The organism is Leifsonia soli, from assembly GCF_013408745.1.
GTDB lineage: Bacteria > Actinomycetota > Actinomycetes > Actinomycetales > Microbacteriaceae > Leifsonia > Leifsonia soli.
The window spans coordinates 3,639,986-3,662,121 of sequence record NZ_JACCBJ010000001.1; the positions used below are offsets into that span (position 1 = coordinate 3,639,986).

At 67.3% G+C, this 22,136-nt stretch carries 22 protein-coding genes; 13 read left to right on the forward strand and 9 right to left on the reverse strand.

Going from position 1 to position 22,136, the window contains the following annotated elements; translation table 11 throughout:
• Positions 1–17: 17 nt before the first annotated feature.
• Positions 18–332, forward strand: coding sequence for a hypothetical protein (locus BJ963_RS17665; protein WP_179457752.1), 315 nt, complete (start codon positions 18–20; stop codon positions 330–332).
• On the opposite strand, the gene BJ963_RS17670 is transcribed toward BJ963_RS17665, so the two are convergent.
• From BJ963_RS17670 to BJ963_RS17680, 3 genes are all read right to left on the reverse strand, one after another.
• On the reverse strand, positions 322–1,530 hold the full coding sequence (locus tag BJ963_RS17670; RefSeq protein WP_179457753.1) for an MFS transporter: 1,209 nt from the start codon (positions 1,528–1,530) through the stop codon (positions 322–324). The genes BJ963_RS17665 and BJ963_RS17670 overlap by 11 nt on opposite strands.
• 126 nt (positions 1,531–1,656) lie before the next feature.
• Positions 1,657–2,349, reverse strand: a complete 693-nt coding sequence (locus tag BJ963_RS17675; RefSeq protein WP_179457754.1) for an ABC transporter ATP-binding protein — start codon at positions 2,347–2,349, stop codon at positions 1,657–1,659.
• Positions 2,346–3,413, reverse strand: a complete 1,068-nt coding sequence (locus BJ963_RS17680) for an FtsX-like permease family protein (RefSeq protein WP_179457755.1) — start codon at positions 3,411–3,413, stop codon at positions 2,346–2,348. Before BJ963_RS17680 ends, BJ963_RS17675 begins: the two co-directional genes overlap by 4 nt.
• A 167-nt stretch (positions 3,414–3,580) precedes the next feature.
• Here BJ963_RS17680 and BJ963_RS17685 point away from each other — a divergent pair, with 167 nt between their 5' ends.
• Together BJ963_RS17685 and BJ963_RS17690 are read left to right on the forward strand one after the other, a co-directional pair.
• The gene (locus BJ963_RS17685) at positions 3,581–4,768 is read left to right on the forward strand and encodes a sensor histidine kinase (RefSeq protein ID WP_179457756.1); all 1,188 of its coding nucleotides are present in this window, start codon (positions 3,581–3,583) and stop codon (positions 4,766–4,768) included.
• The gene (locus tag BJ963_RS17690) at positions 4,765–5,391 is read left to right on the forward strand and encodes a response regulator (RefSeq protein ID WP_179457757.1); all 627 of its coding nucleotides are present in this window, start codon (positions 4,765–4,767) and stop codon (positions 5,389–5,391) included. Before BJ963_RS17685 ends, BJ963_RS17690 begins: the two co-directional genes overlap by 4 nt.
• A 30-nt stretch (positions 5,392–5,421) precedes the next feature.
• On the opposite strand, the gene BJ963_RS17695 is transcribed toward BJ963_RS17690, so the two are convergent.
• Together BJ963_RS17695 and BJ963_RS17700 are read right to left on the reverse strand one after the other, a co-directional pair.
• A complete protein-coding gene (locus BJ963_RS17695; protein ID WP_179457758.1) occupies positions 5,422–6,018 on the reverse strand; it encodes a dihydrofolate reductase family protein in 597 nt (198 codons plus the stop codon).
• Between the two features lie 175 nt (positions 6,019–6,193).
• Positions 6,194–7,942, reverse strand: a complete 1,749-nt coding sequence (locus tag BJ963_RS17700; protein ID WP_179457759.1) for an APC family permease — start codon at positions 7,940–7,942, stop codon at positions 6,194–6,196.
• A 90-nt stretch (positions 7,943–8,032) separates the two neighbouring features.
• On the opposite strand from BJ963_RS17700, the gene BJ963_RS17705 reads away from it, so the two are divergent.
• The 8 genes from BJ963_RS17705 to BJ963_RS17740 all read left to right on the forward strand — a co-directional run bounded on the left by BJ963_RS17705 (position 8,033) and on the right by BJ963_RS17740 (position 17,081).
• Entirely contained in the window at positions 8,033–9,430 is a 1,398-nt protein-coding gene (locus tag BJ963_RS17705; RefSeq protein ID WP_343037332.1) for a flavin monoamine oxidase family protein, read from the forward strand.
• Between the two features lie 216 nt (positions 9,431–9,646).
• Positions 9,647–10,924: an ABC transporter substrate-binding protein gene (locus BJ963_RS17710; protein ID WP_179457761.1), complete on the forward strand. Its 1,278-nt coding sequence runs from the start codon at positions 9,647–9,649 to the stop codon at positions 10,922–10,924.
• Positions 10,925–10,983: 59 nt separating this feature from the next.
• Positions 10,984–11,877 (forward strand): carbohydrate ABC transporter permease, encoded by an 894-nt coding sequence (locus tag BJ963_RS17715; RefSeq protein ID WP_179457762.1) that lies wholly within the window; start codon positions 10,984–10,986, stop codon positions 11,875–11,877.
• On the forward strand, positions 11,874–12,713 hold the full coding sequence (locus BJ963_RS17720; RefSeq protein WP_179457763.1) for a carbohydrate ABC transporter permease: 840 nt from the start codon (positions 11,874–11,876) through the stop codon (positions 12,711–12,713). The genes BJ963_RS17715 and BJ963_RS17720 overlap by 4 nt, the downstream gene beginning before the upstream one ends.
• A gap of 71 nt (positions 12,714–12,784) precedes the next feature.
• Positions 12,785–13,825, forward strand: a complete 1,041-nt coding sequence (locus BJ963_RS17725) for a LacI family DNA-binding transcriptional regulator (protein ID WP_089914033.1) — start codon at positions 12,785–12,787, stop codon at positions 13,823–13,825.
• Positions 13,826–13,840: 15 nt separating this feature from the next.
• On the forward strand, positions 13,841–14,821 hold the full coding sequence (locus tag BJ963_RS17730) for a glycoside hydrolase family protein (protein ID WP_179457764.1): 981 nt from the start codon (positions 13,841–13,843) through the stop codon (positions 14,819–14,821).
• The gene (locus tag BJ963_RS17735; RefSeq protein ID WP_179457765.1) at positions 14,818–15,756 is read left to right on the forward strand and encodes a PfkB family carbohydrate kinase; all 939 of its coding nucleotides are present in this window, start codon (positions 14,818–14,820) and stop codon (positions 15,754–15,756) included. The genes BJ963_RS17730 and BJ963_RS17735 overlap by 4 nt, the downstream gene beginning before the upstream one ends.
• Positions 15,753–17,081, forward strand: coding sequence for a right-handed parallel beta-helix repeat-containing protein (locus BJ963_RS17740; protein WP_179457766.1), 1,329 nt, complete (start codon positions 15,753–15,755; stop codon positions 17,079–17,081). Before BJ963_RS17735 ends, BJ963_RS17740 begins: the two co-directional genes overlap by 4 nt.
• 609 nt (positions 17,082–17,690) lie before the next feature.
• Here the strand turns inward: BJ963_RS17740 and BJ963_RS19045 are convergent.
• The 4 genes from BJ963_RS19045 to BJ963_RS17755 are packed head-to-tail and all read right to left on the reverse strand — an operon-like array spanning position 17,691 to position 20,610.
• Complete coding sequence (locus BJ963_RS19045) at positions 17,691–18,587, reverse strand: ABC-three component system protein (RefSeq protein WP_343037333.1); 897 nt, start codon at positions 18,585–18,587, stop codon at positions 17,691–17,693.
• Positions 18,588–18,590: 3 nt separating this feature from the next.
• Positions 18,591–19,430: a hypothetical protein gene (locus tag BJ963_RS19050; protein ID WP_218857121.1), complete on the reverse strand. Its 840-nt coding sequence runs from the start codon at positions 19,428–19,430 to the stop codon at positions 18,591–18,593.
• On the reverse strand, positions 19,430–19,678 hold the full coding sequence (locus BJ963_RS17750; RefSeq protein WP_179457767.1) for an ABC-three component system middle component 6: 249 nt from the start codon (positions 19,676–19,678) through the stop codon (positions 19,430–19,432). The genes BJ963_RS19050 and BJ963_RS17750 overlap by 1 nt, the downstream gene beginning before the upstream one ends.
• Complete coding sequence (locus BJ963_RS17755; protein WP_179457768.1) at positions 19,675–20,610, reverse strand: ABC-three component system protein; 936 nt, start codon at positions 20,608–20,610, stop codon at positions 19,675–19,677. The genes BJ963_RS17750 and BJ963_RS17755 overlap by 4 nt, the downstream gene beginning before the upstream one ends.
• A gap of 498 nt (positions 20,611–21,108) precedes the next feature.
• Here BJ963_RS17755 and BJ963_RS17760 point away from each other — a divergent pair, with 498 nt between their 5' ends.
• Together BJ963_RS17760 and BJ963_RS17765 are read left to right on the forward strand one after the other, a co-directional pair.
• Positions 21,109–21,513 (forward strand): hypothetical protein, encoded by a 405-nt coding sequence (locus tag BJ963_RS17760; RefSeq protein WP_179457769.1) that lies wholly within the window; start codon positions 21,109–21,111, stop codon positions 21,511–21,513.
• Positions 21,514–21,664: 151 nt separating this feature from the next.
• On the forward strand, positions 21,665–22,057 hold the full coding sequence (locus BJ963_RS17765) for a RidA family protein (protein ID WP_179457770.1): 393 nt from the start codon (positions 21,665–21,667) through the stop codon (positions 22,055–22,057).
• Positions 22,058–22,136: the final 79 nt, after the last annotated feature.

A 22,136-nucleotide genomic window follows, 5' to 3' on the forward strand; every position in this document is an offset into this window, starting at 1 on the left:
CGCGCTAGGGTCTCCCCATGCCGCCAGCGCGCTCCCGGGCCATCGTCCTGCTCCTCGGCGCCGGTGTGCTGGCGATCATCGTCGGCGAGGGCTGGTACCTCACCGCGAAGGCCGCCGTCGCGCACGCCGCCCAGAGCGCCATCGTCGTGCGCACCCTGCCGGTGCACACCTACACGCAGTACACCCAGCGCGGTCCCGTGGTCGACACGTCGGGCCTGTGGACGGGCCTGGCGATCGCCGGTGTCGGCATCGCCGTGCTGCTCGCGGCCGCGGTCGTCGCGGTCACGCGCCGCGTGACGGCAGGGGCCTCGTCCCGCGCTCTCAGCGGGTGACAGCGCTGCGCCGCCCGGCGCTGCCGAACAGCACGACGCCGACCGCGACGACGGCAACGGCGACGACGTAGGTGAACCGCACATCCGCCGTGTCCACCAGCACGCCGCCGATGCCCGCGCCGAGCGTGATCGCCAGCTGGAATCCGGCGACGACGAGGCCGCCCGCCGCTTCCAGGCGGTCCGGGATGTAGCGGCCGGCCCAGGTGTTGATGACCGCGGGCCACGCGCCGAAGCCGAATCCCCAGACGACGACGGCCGCCGCGACGACGATGACGGACCCTTGCCCGACGATCGCGAGCAGGATGGCGCCGGCGATCAGCGACGGCTGCAGGTAGCGCAGCAGGGCCAGGTGCCGGTCGGCCAGGGCGCCGACGACGACGTTGCCGATGACGCCCCCGACGCCGAAGGCCACCAGCAGGGCGGCCGCGAACGCGGTGTCCAGTCCCGGCACCTGGTCGAGGGCGAGCCGGATGAACGTGTACGCCATGAAGTGCCCGAGGACGATCAGGATGTGACCGGCCAGCCCCTGGCGGACTCCCGGCCGCCGCAGGGTGTCGCCGAGGATGCGCAGGCTCGACGCCTCGGCCGGTGCGACCGGGGGCAGGGCCAGGCGCAGTGCGACGGCGACGAGGGCGGTGAGCACCGCGGCCCCGACGAAGACGCCCCGCCAGTCCACGAGGGCCGTCAGGTACACGCCGACCGGCACGCCCGCGACGACGGCGAGCGTCATGCCCGCGCTGACGGTGGTCAGGGCGCGCCCGAGCCGGTCGGGCGTCGCAAGGGAGGCGGCCACCGTCAGCGACATCGACCAGAAGCCGCTGATCGCCACGCCGATGAGGAGTCGCGCGATCAGCAGGACCCATAGTGAGGGGGCCAGCGCGACCGCCAGGTTGGAGACGGCGGCGAGGCCCGCGACGAGCACGAGCAGCGTGCGACGGTCCATCCGCGGGATCAGGATGCCGATGGTCGGCGCCGCGAGGAATCCGACGAACGCGGTCACGGTCACCGTCTGTCCGGCCTGCCCCGGCGTCACGCCGAGCTCGGCGGCCATCGCGGTCAGCACGCCCGACGGCAGGAACTCCGCGGTCACCAGCACGAAGCTCGTGAGGAACATGACGATGAGGCCGGCCCAACGCGTGCGCGTGAGCGGCTGAGCGGCGGGGGAGGTGGCCCGAACGGGCGAAGTGTCTGTCGTCACCCTGCGACTCTGCCCGATCGCGGAGGCGAGCACCTGACTCTGCGTCCGAGCCTGGGCGACCGACCGTCCCGATCGAGCGCGTCGAGGGGATGCGGACGGTCGCCCCGCCCGCGCCCGCGCCTCCGCTCAGCGAGCGGGGACCGGGTCCGCGATCCTGCCGTCGACCAGGCGGAGGACGGCGTGCATGCGGGGGAGGTGCACGAGGTCGTGCGTGACGAGGAGGGTCGACGTGTCGAGCTGGTCGGTGAGCCGCAGGATCAGCTCCATGATGCTGGCGCCGCGCTCCTGGTCGAGGGCGCTGGTGGGCTCGTCGATCAGCAGGACGCCGGGGTCGTTCATCAGCGCGCGGGCGATGTTCACCCGCTGGCGCTGACCGCCGGACAGCTCGTGCGGGCGTCGCCCGCGCTGGTCGGCCAAGCCGACGGCGTCGAGGAGCCCGTCGGCGCGCGCCGACGTCTTCGCGCGGGCGCGCCGCCCCGCCCGTCCGCCGAGCTCGGTCATCACGCAGAGCTGCTCCCGCGCGGTGAGCGAGGGGATGAGGTTCGACTGCTGGAAGACGATGCCGATGGAGGTGCGGCGCAGCTCGGCCGCCTCCGCGCGATCGAGCAGGGTGGCATCCACATCGTCGATGAGCACCTGGCCGGTGTCCGGCCGGATCAGGGTGGCGGCGACCGCGAGCAGGCTCGACTTGCCGGAGCCGGACGGCCCGGTGATGCCGGTGACCGTGCCGGGCCGGCCGGTGAGGGAGACGCGGTCGACGGCGGTGACGCGGCCGTCGCCGTCGGGGAAGGTCAGGGTGATGTCGGTCAGGCGGATCATCGGTTGCTCCCGAGTGCGGTGAGGGGGTCGGCGGAGGTGACGGAGCGGAGGGCGAAGGCCGCCCCCGCGAGTCCCAGCGCGATCATGATCGCGCCGGGGAGGAGAGTGGTGAGCGGGCTGAGGAGGAAGGGCAGAGCCGTCCCGGCCAGTGCTCCGAGCAGGGCGACCAGACCGAGGCCGACGCCGATGCCGGCGACGAGCACAACGAGGGCTTGGCCGAGGGCGTCGCGGACGAGGGAGGCGGTCGTCGCGCCGAGCGCCTTGAGCACGGCGATGTCCCCTTTCCGCTGCATGGTCCAGACGGTGAAGAACGCGCCGATGACGAGCCCCGAGATCCCGAACAGCAGGGCCACCATCAACAGCAGGGAGCCGATCTCCGACCGGAATGCGCTGAGCGCCGTCAGCGACTCCAGCGGGGTCTTCGACACGGTCCCGTTCGCTCGGTCGGCGTCGGCCCAGTCGGGGGAGCCGGTCACGGCGAGGACGGTGGCGTACGCCCCCGGATCGCCGGTGGTGGCCGCGGAGGCCTGCCAGTCGTGCAGCGTCATGGTGACGACCGGCGTGTGGCTGTACCAGGCGTCGCCGCCGACCGTCTCGACCCGGTACGTGGTCCCCGCGATCGAGACGTCGTCGCCGACACCGGCTCCGAGGGCTTTCGCCGCGGGGAGGGACAGGCCGAGCAGGCCGTCGCGCGTCGGGGCGGCCGGATCGGATCCCGGCTCCCTCCCGAACACGGCGATCGCGGCCATCGTGTCGCCCGCCGTGCCGCGCGTCTGGCTGATCCCGACCGGATCGACGGCGGTGACACCGCGGGTGGCGCGCCAGTCCGTCGCCTGCGTCTCGGTGACGGCGGAGTCGGAGTAGCTGAGGTCGCTCCCGGAGGAGGGGGCGGAGAACACGATCCGGTCTCCCGGGAGGGCGAGCACCGCGGAGATGTTCTGGGTGGCCAGGCCGCCGGTGAGGCCGCTGAGGAACCCGACGAGCACGGTGATCAGGGCGACGACCGACCCGATCAGGATGAACCGGCCCCGGGCGAATCGGAGGTCGCGGAGGGCGACGAACATGGTGACGTTCCTTTCTGGCCGCCGAGGGAGGCGACACATCCAGCCTTCCCGCGGCGGTCTCCGGCGTCATCGACAGGGAGGAGGCACGTGCGCGGCCTGATGGTGGAGCCCGGATTCGTCCTTTCGGACGATGAACCACCCGGCGCTCGCCGCGTAGTCTTCAGCCCATGGCGCATACCGCATTGACCCCGGTCTTCGTGGGCCTGCGCACCGGTCTGCACGTGCTCTTCCTCGCCCTGACGGCCCTCGTCGTGGCCCGCGCCCTCCTGTCGCCGACGCCCGCGAGCGGCGCCGTGATCGTCCTCTGCGTCGTGCTGGCGGCGACCTACCTGGCCGGAGCGTTCCTGGCGCGCCGGGGACGCACAGCATCGAAGGCTCCGGCGGTCGCCTGGCTCGCCCTGCTGACGCTCGAGTGGATGGCGCTGCTCTGGCTCATCCCCGAGGCCGCCTACCTCGTCTTCCCGCTGTTCTTCCTCTACTTGCACTTGCTCGGCCGGACGTGGGGCCCGCTGGCCATCCTCGCCTCGACCGTCGTGGCCATCTGCGCGCTCGGCCTCCATGGCGGCTGGACGGTCGGCGGCGTGGTGGGTCCGCTCGTCGGCGCGGGCGTCGCCCTCCTCATCGGCCTGGGGTATCAGGCCATCGCGCGGGAGGCCGTCGAGCGCGAGGCGCTGATGTCGGAGCTGCTCCGCACGCGGGGACAGCTGGCGGCCACCGAGCACGAGTCCGGCGTACTCGCGGAGCGCGCGCGACTGGCCAGGGAGATCCACGACACCCTAGCGCAGGGGCTGTCGAGCATCCAGCTGCTCCTCTACGCCGCCGAACGCGCCGATTCCGACCGGCCCGGCATCGAGCACATCCGGCTGGCGCGGGAGACCGCGGCGTCGAATCTGGCCGACGCGCGCCGTTTCATCCAGGAGCTCACGCCACCGGTCCTCGACGACCAGGGGCTGGGCGGGGCGCTGCGGAGACTGGCCGAGACGCAGTGGTCGACGCAGGGTCTGGAGGTGCGGGTGCGGGTGTCCGACACGGCCGCTCTTCCGATGCACCTGCAGACCGCCCTGCTGCGGATCGCGCAGGGAGCGATCGCCAACGTGCTCCAGCATGCCAACGCATCCACCGCCACCATCACGCTCGAGGTGGAGGGCGACGCGTTGTCGTTCACCGTGGAGGACGACGGCGACGGGTTCGATCCGTCCGCGGTCCCGTCGGACCAGGCCGGCCGGTCGGACTCGTTCGGCCTCCGGGCGACGCGGGAGCGCGTCCAGCAGCTGGGGGGAACGCTCGACCTCCGCTCGGCGCCGGGCCGGGGGACCACGCTCGTGGTGACCCTCTCGCCCGTGGTGGCGTCGTGATCCGGCTGGTCGTCGCCGACGATCACCCGATCGTGCGCGCGGGACTCGTCGCCCTGTTCTCGCTGGAGGACGACTTCGAGGTCGTCGCGGAGGCCGGGACGCCGGATGCCGCGGTGGAGGCGGCCGAGCGCGAGAACCCGGACGTGGTGCTGATGGACCTGCAGTTCGGCGCGAACGAGAACGCCACCGGCGCGGACGCCACCCGCCGCATCCGCGCCTTGGACGCGCCCCCGTACGTGCTCATCCTGACCAACTACGACTCCGATTCCGACATCCTCGGAGCGGTCGAGGCGGGGGCGAGCGGCTACCTCCTCAAGGACGCCCCTCCGCACGAGCTCACCGCCGCGGTGCGGGCGGCCGCGGCGGGGGAGAGCGCGCTGGCGCCGGTCATCGCGACGCGCCTGCTGAACCGGCTCCGCGCCCCGCGGGTGAGCCTCAGCTCCCGCGAGATCGACGTGCTGCAGCTGGTGGCGGCCGGCCGGTCGAACAGCGAGGTCGCCGCCTCCCTGTTCATCAGCGAGACGACGGTCAAGTCGCACCTGGCGCACATCTTCACGAAGCTCGGCGTCGCCTCCCGCACGGCGGCGGTGTCCGCGGCGCGCGAGCGCGGCATCCTGCGCTGAGGCGGCGGCCTCTCCCGTCCACGGTGCTGGTCAGGCGTACTGGGGCCGACCGCCGATGCGGTAGGTGAGCGAGACGATGCCCGTCGGGAACACGCGGGTTCCGGTGAGGTCCAGCGCGAAGTCGAGGCCGCGCTGCGGGAGCCAGCGCTCGCCCTCGCCGACGATCACCGGGAACTGGAGGAGGTTCAGCTCGTCGACGAGCTCGTTCTCGAGCAGCCACCGCGCGAGCGCCACGCTCCCCACCACGAGCAGTTCGCCCTCCTCCCGAGCCTTCAGCTCGCGGACGCGGGCGGCGACATCGCCCGAGATCACGGTCGTTCCCTCCCAGGTCGGCGCGGTGACGGTGCTGGAGACCAGGTACTTCGGACGCGAGCTGATCGCCTCGCCGAACCCGCCGTCGTCGCTGCGCGCGCCCCAGTACGTCTCGAACAGCCTGTAGGTCTTCCGTCCGAGCAGGAAGGCGTCGGGGCGCCGCCACATGTCGAGGATGTCCTGTACGGCCTCGCTGTCGTTGAGCGGGAGTGCCCACCCGCCGCGCGTGAACCCGGGGTCCATCTCCTCGTTGTTCCCGCCGTTCGCCTGGGCGACGCCGTCGAGGGTGACCTGCAGGCTGATCGTGAGCTTCATGATGTGTTCCTCTCTGGATGTGCTCTTCACCCGTGCAACGAACGCCTGCCGCCGATTTCGACACCATTCGTCACCGACGAACAGGTACAGCACCGACGCGACGGATCACCCTCCGGCGAGGCGGTTGCGCCCCCGCCCCCGCGTGAGCGATCCAGAGCCCCGGACAGGGGGAATGTCAGTCCCGCGGCTCGCGGGGCAGATCCGGGTCGGAGGGTGGAAGCTCGGCCGGCTCCTCGACGGGTTCGAGGGTCTCGGCGTTCACGGGCCGCTCGCCGGGCGGCAGATTGGAGAAGTCGGGCGCGATCACGGTCGCCGGCATGCGCGAGTCCGGGAGTCCGAACACGGCCTCGGTTCCCTCAGGGGAGAGGACCAGGTCGTCGGAGCGTCGGGGCAGGGTCCGTCCCCGGAAGAAGTCAGGACGGATGAGGCGCCAGACGATCAGGAGCACCACGCCGACGAGCAGGCCGCCGACTCCCACGACCGCCTCCGCGCCGATGCCGAAGATGGTGACATTCTTGCCGTTCGCGTCGGTGAGCCAGTCGGGCTGCGAAAAGTTGTAGACACCGTAGACGAAGACCGCCAGGAGCATCAGCCCGCCCGCCAGCGGGAACAGCCCGCGCATGATGGCGTGGCGGAAGCTGGTGAAGATGGTGCGGCGGTAGAACCAGACGCACGCGAATCCGGTGAGCCCGTAGTAGAAGGCGATCATCAGCCCGATCGAGCCGATCAAGGCGTTGAGGAGGGACACGCTGATCGCCGTGAAGACCAGATAGAACAACGCGGACACCAGACCCATCCCGATCGTGGACCAGGTGGGAGTGAGGAAGCGGGGATGGATGCGTGCGAACCGCTCCGGGATCGCCTTGTACACGGCCATCGACAACGCCGTCCGAGCGGTCGGGAGGATCGTGGTCTGCGTGGACGCGGAGGCCGAGGTCAGAATCGAGAAGCCGAGCAGCGTCATCAGGATCGTGCCGACCGGGCCGCCGCCGAACAGTGTCGGACCGATCGCCGAGAAGACGTCAGAGGAGTTGTCCGGATTGCTCAGACCGATGCCCTTCGTCCCGACCCCTGCGAACGCGACGGCCGCGACCGTGACGATGGCGTACGTGCCGAGGAGCAGCAGTGTGGAGATGATGGCCGCGCGCCCTGGCGTCTTTCCCGGGTCGCGCGTCTCCTCGTTCACCGATACCGCGGTGTCCCAGCCCCAGTAGATGAAGATCGCCGTCAGCAAGGCCGGCGCGATCGTCTGGCCGAAGTCGAGGGTGAAGGGGTTGAACCATGACCACTGCGGAATCAGCGAGTAGGGCTCGGCGTTGCCGCTGTAGACCTTCACCAGCGCGAACGCGGCGAAGAAGATGAGGATGACGACCTCGAAGCCGAGCAGCACGTACTGCACCCGGGCAGACACTTCGATGCCGCGGTAACAGATCCACGTCATCACCGCGATCCATACGAGGCCGGCGATCGTGACGGCGAGGTCGTTGTTCGCCAACGCCGCGACGCCTGGCAGCCCGAAACCGCCGATGAAGGTGTAGGAGTATTGTCCTGCGATCTGCGCCAGGTTCGCCATGACGATGACGTCGGCGACGATGATGCCCCAGCCGCCCATCCACCCGGTGATCGGTCCGAACGCGCGCGTGGCCCAGGTGAAGGTCGTGCCGCAGTCGGGCTCTGCTTTGTTCAGCTCCTGATACGCCACCGCGATGAGGTACATCGGGACGAAGGCCAGGAGCACGATCCCGGGTGCCTTGACACCTGCGGCGAGCGTCCCGCCGACCACGATGAATCCCAGGCTGGCCGCCAGGCTGTACGCCGGCGCCGTCGAGGCCACACCCACGACGACGCTGGAGAGCAGGCCCAGCGCCCCACCCTTGAGACCCTTGTCCGGCGACGTGCCCGAACTCGTCGATGCGCCGCTCATTCGACCTCCGCCCGTCGATGCTGGATCACCCGCGCACGCGACAGTGTCGCACCTCCTCTGCACGTCGGGGCGGGACCAAAGGCCTCCCTCCTGCGCGGAGTCGTCGCGAGCAGCCGATCGGCGGATGAATTCTCCGGAGTCCGTGAGGAGAATGACGGTATGAGTGCCGAGCGGATGGATGTCGTCGTCGTTGGTGCGGGTGTCGCCGGGCTCGCCGCGGCCGAGATGCTCCGGTCGGCCGGCCGGAGTGTCACCGTTCTCGAAGCGCGGGAACGCATCGGCGGGCGCGTGTGGACGGACCGGCGGTACGGAACGGCCCTCGACCTCGGCGCGTCGTGGATCCACGGCATCACGGACAACCCCGTGTGGGATGCGGTGCAGCGGCACGGCATCGCGACGCGCGAGTTCACCGTCGGGAGCTATCAGCCCGGCGGACGACCGATCGCCTACTTCTCGCCGGAGGGCGCGCGGCTGACCGCGGGGGAGGTCGACGACTTCGTCTCCGACGTGTCGACGGCGTCGGGCCGGCTGGAGCGTGTGATCGCGGAGCTGGGCACGGGCATCCCGTACGCGACGGCGGTCGACCGGGCCCTGGCGGCGCTGTCGTGGACGCACGAACGCGAGCAGCGGGTGCGCGAGTTCCTGAGGCATCGAGCCGAAGAGCAGTATGGTGTCTCGGCGGACGACCTGGACGTGCACGGGCTGGATGATGACTCCATCGAAGGCGACGAGGTCGTGTTTCCCAACGGCTACGACCAGCTCCCTCGAGCGCTCGCCGAAGCGCTCGACATCCGGCTCGGCTGCCCTGTGTCACGCGTCTCCTGGTCGGATCGGGGTGCAGAGGTGACGACGGGCAACTCGGTGGTGTCGGCGGATCATGTCATCGTCACCGTGCCCATCGGTGTGTTGAAGTCGCGCGGGATCGTCTTCGACCCGCCGCTTCCGGAGCCGATCGCGGGCGCGATCGGCCGGCTGGAGATGAACCGTTTCGAGAAAGTGGTGCTCCGCTTCCCGCGACGATTCTGGCCTGGTGGCGTGTACGCCGTCCGGCGGCAGGGCCCGGCAGCGCACTGGTGGCACTCCTGGTACGACATCAGCGGTCGCGACGAGACGCCGACCCTGCTGACATTCGCCGCGGCGGAATGCGCGGCACAGACTGCTCTGTGGTCCGAGGATCAGGTCACGGCGTCGGTGATGGCCTCACTTCGCGAGGTCTTCGGGGTCGCGGCGCCGGATCCGTCGGGAACCGTGGTGACGCGCTGGCAGCTGGATCCGTATTCGCGCGGCTCGTACGCCTACCTGCCGGTCGGTGCGCGGCGGAGGGATCACGAGGACCTCGCGACGCCGGTCGGGGGCGGGGTGCTGCACATCGCAGGAGAGGCGACCTGGATGGACGATCCCGCGACCGTCACCGCGGCCTTCGAGTCGGGGCGCCGTGCCGCATCGCGAATCCTGAGTGGTGGGGCGACGAGCAGTCGATCCGCCTGACCGGAACGAGCCTCCGCACCTCCTGCTGCCGGCACTCCGAGACGACGGGACGTGCTGGCGTGCGTTTGGCAAGTTTTGGCATTTTGGCACCGTTTGGCAGTTGACCTCGGAAGCCGCGCGTCCTTATCGTCGTGCCAAGACGTTTTGCCAAAACGTCTTGGCACCAGATACCCTCATCCATGCAGCCACCTGCTGCACAGCAGATTCGGAGTAACGATGCTTCGTAAGAAGTTCGCGGCAGCCGCAGCACTCGGCACCGCGGTTGCGCTCACCCTTGCCGGGTGCGGCGTCGGCGGCGGGGACAGTTCCTCGTCCGACGCGTCCATCACCGTCCTCGTCGAGGCCGGCGGCCACGCCGAGCTTCAGCCGATCGCCGACCTCTACAAGAAGGACACCGGCACCACGGTGACCTTCGTGGAGCTTCCCTACGACGGGCTCTACAACCGTCTCAACAGCGAGTTCACCTCGGGGTCCGTCTCGTTCGACGTCGCCGCGCTCGACTCCATCTGGCTTCCCGCCTTCAAGGATGCCGTCACGCCCCTCGACAAGCTGTTCACCCCCGAGGTGAAGAGCGACCTCTTCCCCGCCCTGGTGAAGGAGGCGAACGTCGACGGCACCTACGCGGGCATGCCCGTGTGGACCAACTCGGAGATCCTCTACTACCGGAAGGACCTGTTCGACGACGCGGCGAACAAGGCCGCATTCAAGACCACGTACGGGTACGACCTGGTGCCGCCGACCACCTGGCAGCAGTACCAGGATGCCGCCGAGTTCTTCACCCAGCCCGATAAGGGCCTGTACGGAACGGACGTGAAGGGCGCCGTCGAGACGGAGTACCTGGCGACGCTGTCGCAGACCGGCGAGAAGACGATGGTGCTGAACAACTCGGGCAGCGAGATCTCCCTCGGTGATGAGAACAGCCTGAAGGCCCTCGACTTCTACACCGGCCTGCAGAAGTACGCGCCCGCCGGCTCCGCCCAGCTCGACTGGGCCGGTGCGCAGAACCTGTTCAACCAGGGCAAGACGGCCATGATGCGCTTCTGGGCCCACGCCTACCGGCAGATTCCGAAGGACGCCTCGGTATACGGCAAGGTCGGCGTCGCGCCGATGATCGCCGGACCCGGCGGTATCGCGGGCGTCCCCGGCGCCTGGTACCTGTCGGTCGCCAAGGCGAGCAAGAAGCAGCAGCAGGGACTGGACTTCGTGAAGTTCGCCTACGAGCACAACGAGCTGAGCGCGAAGACCTCGCTCGGCCTCGTCGCGCGGAAGTCGGCCTTCGAGAAGTACCAGGACCAGCCCGGCTACGAGAACTACAAGCCGCTGGTGGAGACCCTGGACGCCAAGGCCACCATCCCGCGGCCGGCGACGCCCAAGTGGCAGCAGATCGTGGACACCGTGCTCGTCCCGATGATCCAGAAGTCGTTGCAGCCCGGCGCGGACAAGCAGGCGCTGCTGAACGCAGCAAAGGAGCAGGTCCAATCGCTAGTCAAGTGATGGAGCAGCGAGTGGGCGGCCGCACCGGCCGCCCGCTCCGCTCTCCTCGTCAACGATCCATGCGCACCGCCGACCGGCGCTTCGCCGCCCTGTTGATGTTGCCCGCCGGCCTGTTCCTCGCCATCTTCATCGGGTGGCCGCTGCTCCAGTTCGTCGGCGACAGCTTCTTCAGGATCAGTCCGATCGCCGGAGGGCCCCGCGAGTTCGTCGGGTTCGCCAACTACGTCGCGGCGCTGACCAGCTCGGACTTCACCAATGCTGTGTGGCGGACCATCCTCTACACGGTGATCGTGGTGACGTTCGAGTTCGTCCTCGGTCTCCTCGTAGCGCTGCTGTTCACGTCGCTCGGCAACTCCTCACGCGTGTTCCGCACGATCTTCCTGTACCCCCTGATGATCGCCCCCATCGTGGCCGGTCTGCTCTGGCGGTTCCTCCTCATCGACAACTTCGGGATCGTCAACGAGATTCTGAAGTCCGTCGGGATCATCCAGTCGAGCGACCAGATCCAATGGCTGAGCGATCCGAACATCGCGCTGTTCTCCGTCGCCATCCCCGACATCTGGCTCACCACGTCGTTCATCACCCTTGTGCTCTTCGCCGGCCTGCAGAACATCCCCGGCGACGTGATCGAGGCCGCACGGCTCGACGGCGCCCGGTACCCGACCATCCTGTTCCGCATCATCGTCCCGCTGCTGCGACCGGTCATCGCCGTCGCGCTGATCGTCCGCGGTATCGACGCGGCCCGCGCCTTCGACGTCATCGTCATCCAGACCAACGGCGGACCGCAGCAGAGCACGGAGACCCTCTCGCTGCTGATCTACCGGACGATGGTCCGCTTCGGCGATCCCGGACTCGCCAGCGCGATGGGGACGATCTACCTGATCGCGATGCTCGCCGTCGCCCTCTTCGCGATCCTCACCATCTGGCGGCCGGGAAGCGAGACCGAACGATGAACGGACTGGAGGCGCGCCGCCTCAGCTCCCGCGTTCTGCTCTGGCTGATCCTGATCGCGGTCGTCGTGCTGTACGGGTTCCCCTTCCTGTACATGCTGTTCACCTCGTTCAAGACCCCGCTCGAGACCATCTCCGTCCCGCCGAAACTGCTGCCGAGCGTGTGGACCGTGGAGAACTACGTCTCAGCGCTCACGAGGGATGGCGTTCTCGCGTCGTTCATCAACAGCATCATCACGGCCGTCCTGAGCACCCTCATCTCGCTGGTCCTCGCGATCCCGGCCGCCTACGCGGTGACCCGGTTCCGGACCAGGACGGGCCGGATCTTCATCGTGCTCGCACTGGTCGCCCGGATGGTGCCGCCGATCGTGATCGGCGTGCCGATGATCTCGATCTTCCGCACCCTCGGGATCTCGGACACCTCGCTCGCGTTGGCGATCGCCCACACCACGATCTCGCTCCCGCTGTCGATCTGGCTCATGTCCAGTTTCTTCGAGGCGGTGCCCGCCGAACTCGAGGAGGCCGCGAAGATCGACGGGAACAGCCGGCTCGGCGCGCTCTGGCGGGTCGTCATCCCCGTCACCGCCGGCGGCGTCGCGGTCACGGCGATCTTCGCGTTCCTCGCCAGCTGGAACGAGTTCTTGTTCGCCCTGCTGCTGACGGCGGTACGGTCGCAGACGACGCCGATCGTCATCGCGAACTTCCAGACGCAGTTCGGACTCGACTGGGGATCCATGACGGCGCTCGCCGTCCTCTACTCCATCCCCGTCATCCTGCTCACTCTGCTGCTGCAGCGGCACATCGTCGCCGGGCTCACCCTCGGTGCGGTGAAGGGCTGAGGCGGGGCCGTGGTACGGACGAGCGCCGATCGGTCGGTGATGACCTCGAGGGGGAAGGAAGAACCGTGTCAGTGAAGAGCGCGAGCATTCGCGACGTGGCGGAATTGGCGGGGGTGTCCGTCACCACGGTGTCGCATGTGCTGAACGAGACGCCGCACACACGAGTCGCCGAGGAGACCCGTGAGCGGGTCCGGCACGCGGCGAAGACTCTCGGCTATGGACCCAACCGGGCGGCGCAAGCACTGCGGACGAACCGGTCGGGCCTCATCGGGCTGCTGAGCGAGGAGATCGCCACCACACCGCACGCCGGACGGATCATCCTCGGTGCTCAGGAGGCAGCGCGGGAGCACGACCTCACGCTGGTCATCATCAACACCGAGCGAGAGTCGAGCGGCAACTCCCACAGAGACGACGTGCAGGCACTGCTCGACCGGCAGGTGGACGCTGTGCTGTACGCGACGATGTACCACCGGGAGGTGTCGCTCCCGCCGAACCTCCAAGCGCTTCCCGCCGTCCTCATCGACGCGACGGATCGTGCCGGCATCGTCCCCGCCGTCGTCCCGGACGAGGTGGGCGGCGCTGTCGCGGCCGTCAGCCACCTCGTCGACGCCGGACACACCCGCATCGGCTTCCTCAACAACGACGACGATGTGCCAGCAACCCACCTGCGATTCGCCGGGTACCGGCAGGTGCTGGATGACCACGGCATCCGCTTCGATGCGACGCTGACCGCCTCTGCGCCATCGGAAACCCTCCCCGGCTACGAACTCGCACGCGAGATGCTCAGCCGCAGCGACCGGCCGACAGCACTGTTCTGCTACAACGACCGGATGGCGATGGGCGCCTACCGTGCCGCCGCCGAGCTGGGGCTGGCGATTCCCCGCGATCTCTCGATCGTCGGCTTCGACAACCAGGAGCTCATCGCCGCGAATCTGTTCCCCGGCCTCACCACGGTCGCCCTCCCGCACTACGAGATGGGCGTGTGGGCCGTTGAGACCCTCGTCCATCTCCTTCACGGCGAGGCCGAACACCGCCTGCTCGCCGACAAGCCGACACTGCTCGACTGCCCGCTGGTCATCCGCGGGTCCGTCGCTCCGCCACGCGCCGACTGAAAGGTATCCGCACACATGCTTCGTCTCGCCGCCTCCTGGGTGTGGGATTTCTGGATCGCCGACGACGGCGACCGCTACCACCTCTTCTTCCTGAAGGCTTCCCGCGCGCTCCAGGACCCCGACCGCCGGCACTGGCGCGCCACCATCGGGCACGCCACCTCCCCGGACCTCGTCTCGTGGACGGAACAGCAGGACGCCGTCATTCCCGACGACGCGCCCGCGTTCGACGACCTCGCGACGTGGACCGGTTCGGTCGTCCGCCAGGACGACGGAACCTGGCGGATGTTCTACACCGCGGTCAGCCGCAGCGAAGGCGGACTCACCCAGCGCATCAGCTCCGTCGTGTCGGACGACCTGTTCACCTGGCGCCGCGAAAAAGGACGTCAGGTTCTCGAGCCCGACCCCCGCTGGTACGAGACCGCGGAAACACGCGAGTGGCCGGACCAGGCGTGGAGAGACCCGTGGGTGTTCCGGCACGACGACACCTGGCACATGCTCATCACGGCACGCGCCAATCACGGAGACCCCGACGACCGCGGTGTCATCGGTCACGCTGTATCTCCCGACCTGACGACCTGGACGGTGCAGCCCCCGCTCTCGCAGCCCGGCGCCGGCTTCGGCCACCTCGAGGTCGTCCAGACGATCGACGTCGAGGGCCGGCCCGTCGGCCTCTTCTCGTGCCTCGGCTCCGAACTCTCCCGCGAACGGCGAGCCCACGATCCCGTCGGGGGAGTCTGGGCGTTCCCCGCCGATTCGCTCACCGGGCCGTTCGACACCGCGCAGTCCTACCGGCTCACCGACGAAGCGCTCTATGTCGGCCGTCTCGTTCAAGACCGCGCTGGGGCCTGGCAGTTCCTGGCTTTCCACAACGACGACGACAACGGCGGCTGGATCGGCGAGATCTCCGACCCGCTCCCCGTCCGGTGGGTCGAAGGGCGACTGACCCTCCAGGGGAGCTCGGCGATCCCCGCAGAGCAGCTGCGAGTCGGCTCGTGAACGCCGGAGCCCTCGTCGTCGGCGAAGCCCTCATCGACGAAGTCGTCGCAGCCTCCACGGTCAACCGGTACTCCGGCGGGTCGCCGGCCAACGTCGCCCTCGGGCTCGCGAGACTGGACGTGGTCACACGTCTGCACACGGCGATCGGAGATGACGATGACGGAGCACTCATCCGCCGGCATCTGGCCGACTCAGGCGTGGGAGTCACACCCGAGTCGATCACCGCGCATCCGACCTCCCGAGCTGTCGCCACCATCGGAGCCGACGGGTCGGCCACCTACCGTTTCGCTCTCGGCTGGGATCCGCGGAGCCTCGATGACCTGCGAAGCCCGGCCATCATCCACACCGGTTCTCTCGGAGCATTCCTCGAGCCCGGATCGGATGTCACGCGGGACATCGTGCGGCGCGGACGCGCGGCGGGCGCGCTCATCAGCTTCGATCCGAACATCCGGCCGTCGCTGATCGCCGACCCGGAACGCTCCCGGGAAGACGTCATGGCGCTGGCGCGCGCGAGTCATCTGACCAAGCTCAGCGACGAGGACGCGGACTTCCTGTTCCCGGGTACGTCCATCGAGTCTGTCGTCGACCTGCTCATCGACAGCGGGGTGGCCGTCGTCGGCGTCACGCAGGGGAGCAGAGGGGCGCTGCTGGGAAGCGGAGCGCATCGCGTGCACATCCCGCCCGTCGCCGTCGCGGTGGCCGACACCGTGGGTGCCGGTGACTCGTTCATGGCGGCTCTGATCTGGGCCCTCGCCGTCGAGGACGGCGGATGGGACGGTCAGCCCATCACGGAGAGCCGGCTCTTCGCGGTGGGCACACGCGCCGCGCGGGCGGCGGCCATCACCGTCTCGCGGACCGGTGCCGACCTGCCCTCCCTGAGCGACGTGCGCTCGCCGTCGCCGGCAGATCATGGGAAGGACACCTGCCACGCATGACCCGTTACGACGTGACCACCTGGCCTGTCGGCGACGCCGCAGAAGACATCGGCGAGGTGATCAACAGCATCATCGCGGACGTGAAGCAGCATCAGGACGTCTCCGATCATCGGGACGGCGGCAAGCCGGGAGCGGTGATCTCCATTCCGCCGGGGGACTACCGTCTTCGCACCCAGGTGCTGATCGACGTCAGCTTCCTCCGGATCGAAGGGTCGGGTCACGGCTTCACGTCGTCGAGCATCCGGTTCAATGTCCCGGAGGACCAGTGGCCGGATCTCCACGAGCTCTGGCCGGGAGGAAGCCGCATCCTGGTCGACATCGCGGCGGACGCCGGCGGAGACCCGTCCACTGGCGCCGCCTTCTTGGTGAAGCGGACCGGAAGCCCCCGGATCAGCTCCGTCGAGTTCTCGAATTTCTGCATCGACGGCCTCCACTTCGTCGCCGACGGCTCCGGTCTTCATCCCGAGAACACCTATGTCAATGGAAAGACGGGCATCTACGTCGCGAGCGCGAACGATTCCTTCCGCTTCACCGGCATGGGATTCGTGTACCTCGAACATGCGCTCACCGTCTACAACGCCGACGCGCTCTCGATCCATGACAACTTCATCGCCGAGAGCGGCAGCTGCATCGAGCTGCGCGGCTGGGGCCAGGCGTCCAAGGTGACCGACAACCTGATCGGCGCCGGGCCCGCGGGTCACTCGATCTACGCCGAGAACCATGGCGGCCTCCTGATCACGGCCAACAACGTGTTCCCGCGCGGCGCGAGCAGCGTCCACCTGAGAAGCGTCACGCGCTCCAGCGTCACGAACAACCGTCTGCACTCGTTCTATCCGGGCATGCTGATCCTCGAAGACAACGCTTCCGAGAACCTCATCGCGTCCAATCACCTGCTGCGCGATCGCGAACCGTGGGCGCCGTTCCTCGACGTGGACAACGGACGGGACGACCTCTTCGGGCTCCTGGTCATCGACGGCAGCAACAACTCGGTGATCGGAAACCACTTCTCGGAGGTGGTGGACTCGGCGAAGCTCCGTCCACGCGGGGCCACCCCCGTCATCGTGCGCCTCTCGTCGGGGACCGGCAACTACCTCGCCAGCAACCACATGGTCGCGCTGGACGCGCGCGCGACGTCCGGGGACTCGGCGTTCGACGCCCAGGTCGACGCGCTGCTCACAACGGCCGCGACGCAGCCCCTCGATGTCGTCACGGTCCTGGTGGAGGAGGGCTCGACGGCGAACACCGTCCTCGATTCCGGCACGACCGCTCAGACCATCCTGGACGCTGCCGCCAACGCCTTCCGGCCGACGCCGACGATCGGTTGATCCCGGGCGCCGGCCCGTCTCCGGCACTCGCCGGAGACGGCGACGCCGGTCATCTCGCTCCGTCGGGGATGGGCGTACGACGACACGCCGACACGCGGACGTGCCGATCGATTCGCCAGGAGTGGAGGGCGCGGAACGCGGAACGCCGTCCTTCGGTGCCCACCGGCCGACGGGCGGAAAGTTTGAGCCGGTCACGAGCGAGAAATGCCACCGGTGACGATCGGGGTGGCTCGGCCCGTGCGAGCCGGAAATGTCTGATAGGTCCAGGGCTGGATGACTAATCTCGTGCAATTGCGACCAATGATTCACTGGGTTCTGGCGAAAGTAGCGGCCCCTCCTCATGTCAGAAAAGATGACAGGAATCTGTCGGTTCAGACTCGACGAGGTGTTTGGCCTGATGAGAACCTATTTATGTGAATCAGCGAATCCCGCAACGTTTGCGTCGCTGGAAGCTATCTCGGTCGGTGCCCGGCGGTGGCATAACAGGTAGTCGGCATGGTTGGCATCCGCGGTAGCCTCACGTGAGAGCAGAAGCCGCGATTAGCGCAACACATGGCGTAGTAAAACGTGCGGGGATCCAGTCCTGAACGAGGCAACCGCGCTGCACCCTTATTCGAAGTGGAAGCCGAACAGCCCACCGTCCGTGAAGGCATCGGTAAGACGGGGTTCGATCACATCATCGCTCAGAGCAAAGTCGTACTGCTCGGCCTTGGCGAGATCATCACTGTTCATCGTCACGATGTACTGCAGGCCCTCCTCAGCAGCGACGGCCGCTGCGAGATTGAGCGCCTCAGCGACTTGGCGTTCATCAACGCCGTCGAACAGGTGGCTGTCGTGGACAAGGAAGTCGGGGCCTCGACCGCTGCGGTGAGCAAGCACAGCGCAGGTGAGGTCAAAGCAGAAGGTGACCATCTTGCCAATGCCCTGACTGTTCTCTCCGCCGATGTGCGGCGAGATGCGCAGGCTTGTGTCTAGCGCGGCGATGTCTACGTAAGCGTCTCTTCCCGGCCCGTAAAGGGCGGTCGCAAACCGCTGGAACAGTATGTTGATCTCGGCGATGTGTTGCTCTCTTTCGACGAGATCTCTGCTGATTGCCTGCTGAAGCCGGCTCCGCTCATACTTGATCTCGGCCTGGGTCGCCTCGAGCTGCTTGGCAGTCTCAAATCGGGTAGTGATTGTCTGCAGGTCGGAGCGAGCACGGGAGAGCTGGTCCTGCAGTGCCGTGAACGCGTCCAGCGCCCCGCCATCGTGCAAGGCCCGGAGGAGAGCCGCCTGCTCTTCGCCAAGCAGGTCGCGTTCCGTCTGGCGGGCGTCGAGTCTAGCCACGGTGCTCGCGATTTCCTCCTCGAGATATGCGCGTCTGTTCGTCAGGACAGAATCGTGAAAGGACTCCACGTCTTCGTAACGACGGAGGACGGCATCAGGCAGGACAATGCCGATCTCGTGATAGGCGCGACGTAGGTAGTCAGCGTCTGGTTCGCGTTCGTCTCGGAGTGCGTCCTGCAGGTCTTAAAGGTTGCGACGGTCGGCTGCGTCCTCGGCCCGAGTGCGACGAATCCGGGCGTCCACCTCGTCAGCGCGTGCCTGCAGCCGCTCGTACTCGGGAACTACTCGGAACCCAGCAACCTGCTCTTCAAGTCGTTGTACGCGGACTGTGGTGGCTGCGACCTGGCCGCGCAGCTCAGACACGGTTCCGATCACGAGGCCGAAGGCCGGGTCTTTAGTGGCAGCCTTTAGCTTCTTGCGTAACGACTCACGGCTGGCGAGCTCCTGGTACGCGGCAGCGAGGCGCCAGTCCAAGCCAAGAAGGTAGGCGGTATTGGTAGTGGCTTCAGCGATTGACTGGGTGGGGAAGGTCTTGACCGGGTCGTCCATGCCGTGCTGGCTAACGCGGCGGATGTACAGTCCGAGAAGTGCGCGCGCGCTGATACCGGGGTGCTCAGGCGGAAACCCAAACAAGTCAATTCCGATGACGTTCAGCCACTCAGGGATCGTGGATTCCCCGGTGGTCAGTACGAATGTTGTTCCCGCAGCCACGTTCGGCTCCAACGCGACTCGGCTTCGTTTGCTGAGGGACCGACTGGCGATCACCCCCTCCGGGACGCGGGGCCAGTCGAGTCGCAGAGAGAATGTATCGGGTTGAAGTGCCGGATTCACCAGGACAGAACCCGTGAGTGTACGCATGCCGAGGAGGAAGTGCAGGATCTCTATGAGTGAGGACTTCCCTGCGCCGTTGCGGCTGTCCGTGCCACTTGAGCGCTCGGTCTTATCCGCGATCAGGATGTTGCGCCCCGGCTTGAAAATTATCGTCTTGAATCGCTCGTCGCTGGATCCGACCTGTCGCAGCATCAGCCCACCTGCTTCCGGTAGAGGATTCCGTCCTCGAGGTGGATCGCACCGAGCGCGAAGAGCACGTCGAGGGCAAGTACAAACCAGGAGAACGGCAGCACGGCATCGTTCTCGTGTCGGGCACGCCATGCCTTCAAAGCCGTCCATGCTTGGCTTACGGTCATTGGCTCAGTGAGAATCATGGAGATCTGCGCTCCGACTGTGAGCAGCGCACGCTGCGGAGCGATGCCCTTTGTGGGGGTAATCACGACGCGATCACCGGAACACCGGGCTCCCACCCAGGTGGGGCGTTCTCAAAGATGTCACAGCTCTCGAAAAAGTACGCAAGGACGGCTGTCTGCGCCCGGTAGCTCGGCGCCGACGGCAAGCGGTTACCTGCGAGGAACTCCCTCAACCGCAACAGCACATCCTCGGCGTCGAGTCCGTCGTTGACGGCGGCGAGGTACTCAGCGTGGAATCGGGCGGCGACGTCGTCACGCTCTGTAATGTCGATGCGTTGTTCGTAGTAATTCGAGATCAGCTTTGAGTGGCGCAGACCGTCGCGAAGTTCTGCCTGGCTCAGATCGGTGAGTTCGCTATAGCGCAGTTTGTGGGATGACACCTTTTCGATATCCGGAGCGGACGCGTCGGTCACGCGCGTAGACGCCAGGTCGGCGAGCAGTTCCTCCATTTCTTGCAACCCCACAGAAACCGCGTGCTGCATCGGTAACGGGCTCTTCAGCAACGTCTCGACGTCTTGGCTATCTTGCTTGCCGAGGAGGTCACGGAAGTGCCGCATTCCCATAACCTCGAAGGAGAGATACGGGTGTGCTGCTCGTGCCTCAGCCAACGCGGCGGAAATCTCGGGATGTACCCCGCGCACGTCGTTGTGAACGAACACAAAGGTGGTGAACTGTCCCGAGCGCTTCTTGATCGCTCCTGCGAGGTCGGACTTGAACTTCTGGATCGTCGCGGCGGCATCAACGGTTTCGGGGGCGTAGCAGGCGTACAACTTGCCGTCATGCAGGTCGAGCCCGTCACTGGCGAGATCGCCTAGGTTGCCGTGAGTACGCACATCCACAAAACCTGGGACGCAGAGCGTCATCAAGTCGTGGAAGAACGTCTGGAATGCGTTCCCGTGCAGGTCGTGAAGCCGCGTCCAGAGCACGCCGCGCATTGACAGGCGCTCGTAGAAGTCCAACTTGGGCTCCCTCCCGTGTGCCCTGTCGATAAGGCTAAAGGATAACGGTCAGTCTCATTGAGAGTCTCTAGGCGAAGCAGGCGCGTCGGTGAGAGTCAAGCAACCGGCACATCTAACCCGCGGCTGCGGCCGGCGCCCGGTAGCCGCTCCACGACCAAGGGTCAGAGCGCTGCTCTGTGTAGCCGGGCGCAAGTTAGATGCCCCCCAGAACCCGTAGGGCGTTGTGACGAACCTCGCATTAGACTCAGCTCTCGCTACTAGTCGACGGCTCACCAGTCATCTGGCGCTTGAATGAATTGGCTGGAATGCGGGCGCCCTCGCTGGGGGCGACTAAATCGAATTGTCTCCCATCGGTAAGTCCGACGTCTGCCGTGCCGCTATCTAAGCGTGGACGCATCGTTCCACGGGCGATAGCGGTGTGCGGGTTTGCGAAGCTCCGCTGTCGTTGATGACGGCGCCCTCTATGGGGCTGTGTCGCCGGCCGTTCCTCATGCGGTCGTGGAGGCGCCGTTGTGCCGTGGTGATGCGGCCGCAGCCGAGGTGGCCGGGTGCTCGCGCAGTTTCCCGGCCGCCTCGTTCACCCTGGGCGGCAAAGAAGGAAGGTCGCAGATGAGCAGCCGAGGCTTGGAGTCAGCGGCGTCGCGTTACGTCGTCACGGTGAACCGGACTCAGTACGCGTTGGCGAATGAGCTCGAATTCACTCGGGATGCGATTGTGGCGGCGGTGCGTTCTGGGGGCGACTTCGTGGCCCTTCGATTCGATTCGCGTCCCGTCGATGTTCTTATCTCACCCGGCCTTTTTATCCGCATCTCAGAGCGCCGGGCGACGGTGCCCGTTGTACGTGATTCCAGCCTCGAACAGGCGAAGGAGAGGGTTGATGAAGTCCTCTACTGGGGCCTGTGAGCTGGCGTTCCGCGAACATCTGCTTCGAGCCGTTTATGGGTTGCGATCAGATTCCCGGGCTACTCGTATGGTTCGAGCACGCAAGGGAACTAACGGGTGGGGGCAAAGCAGTCCCCGTGACATCGTGATTTGAAAAGTTCGGAGTGAATTTATGAGCCTGCAGACCATCGACCAGGGAATCGCTACCCAGATCGGCCACTACGCGGATGCGGTCGTAATCGCCGCCGGTTATGAGCAGATCCTCGTTTCGGCGACGGCCGGAATCGACCTGGACGGGGAGGTATCCGCTGACGTCACCGGTCAGGCGGAACAGGCGTGGGAGAACGTCACCAAGATCCTGGAAGCGGCCGGTGCCACCGTGACGGACATCGTTTCGGTGCGTCACCTGCTTACGCACCAGTCCGACATCGCGCCCGCGCTCGCTGTGCGGACCCGTTACATCACGCACAGGCCGGCGTCGACCGTGACTGTGGTGGCGGGGCTCGAACGTCCCGAATTCCTTGTCGCGCTTGAGGTCGTCGCGGCGCGCATGCCGGAGGAGTAGGAAGAGGCTGTCCTCGTTCGGAGGGCGAAGCCCTTGTCGCCACTTGCGGCAGGGGCTTCTTGCTCTTCTGACGTTTCGG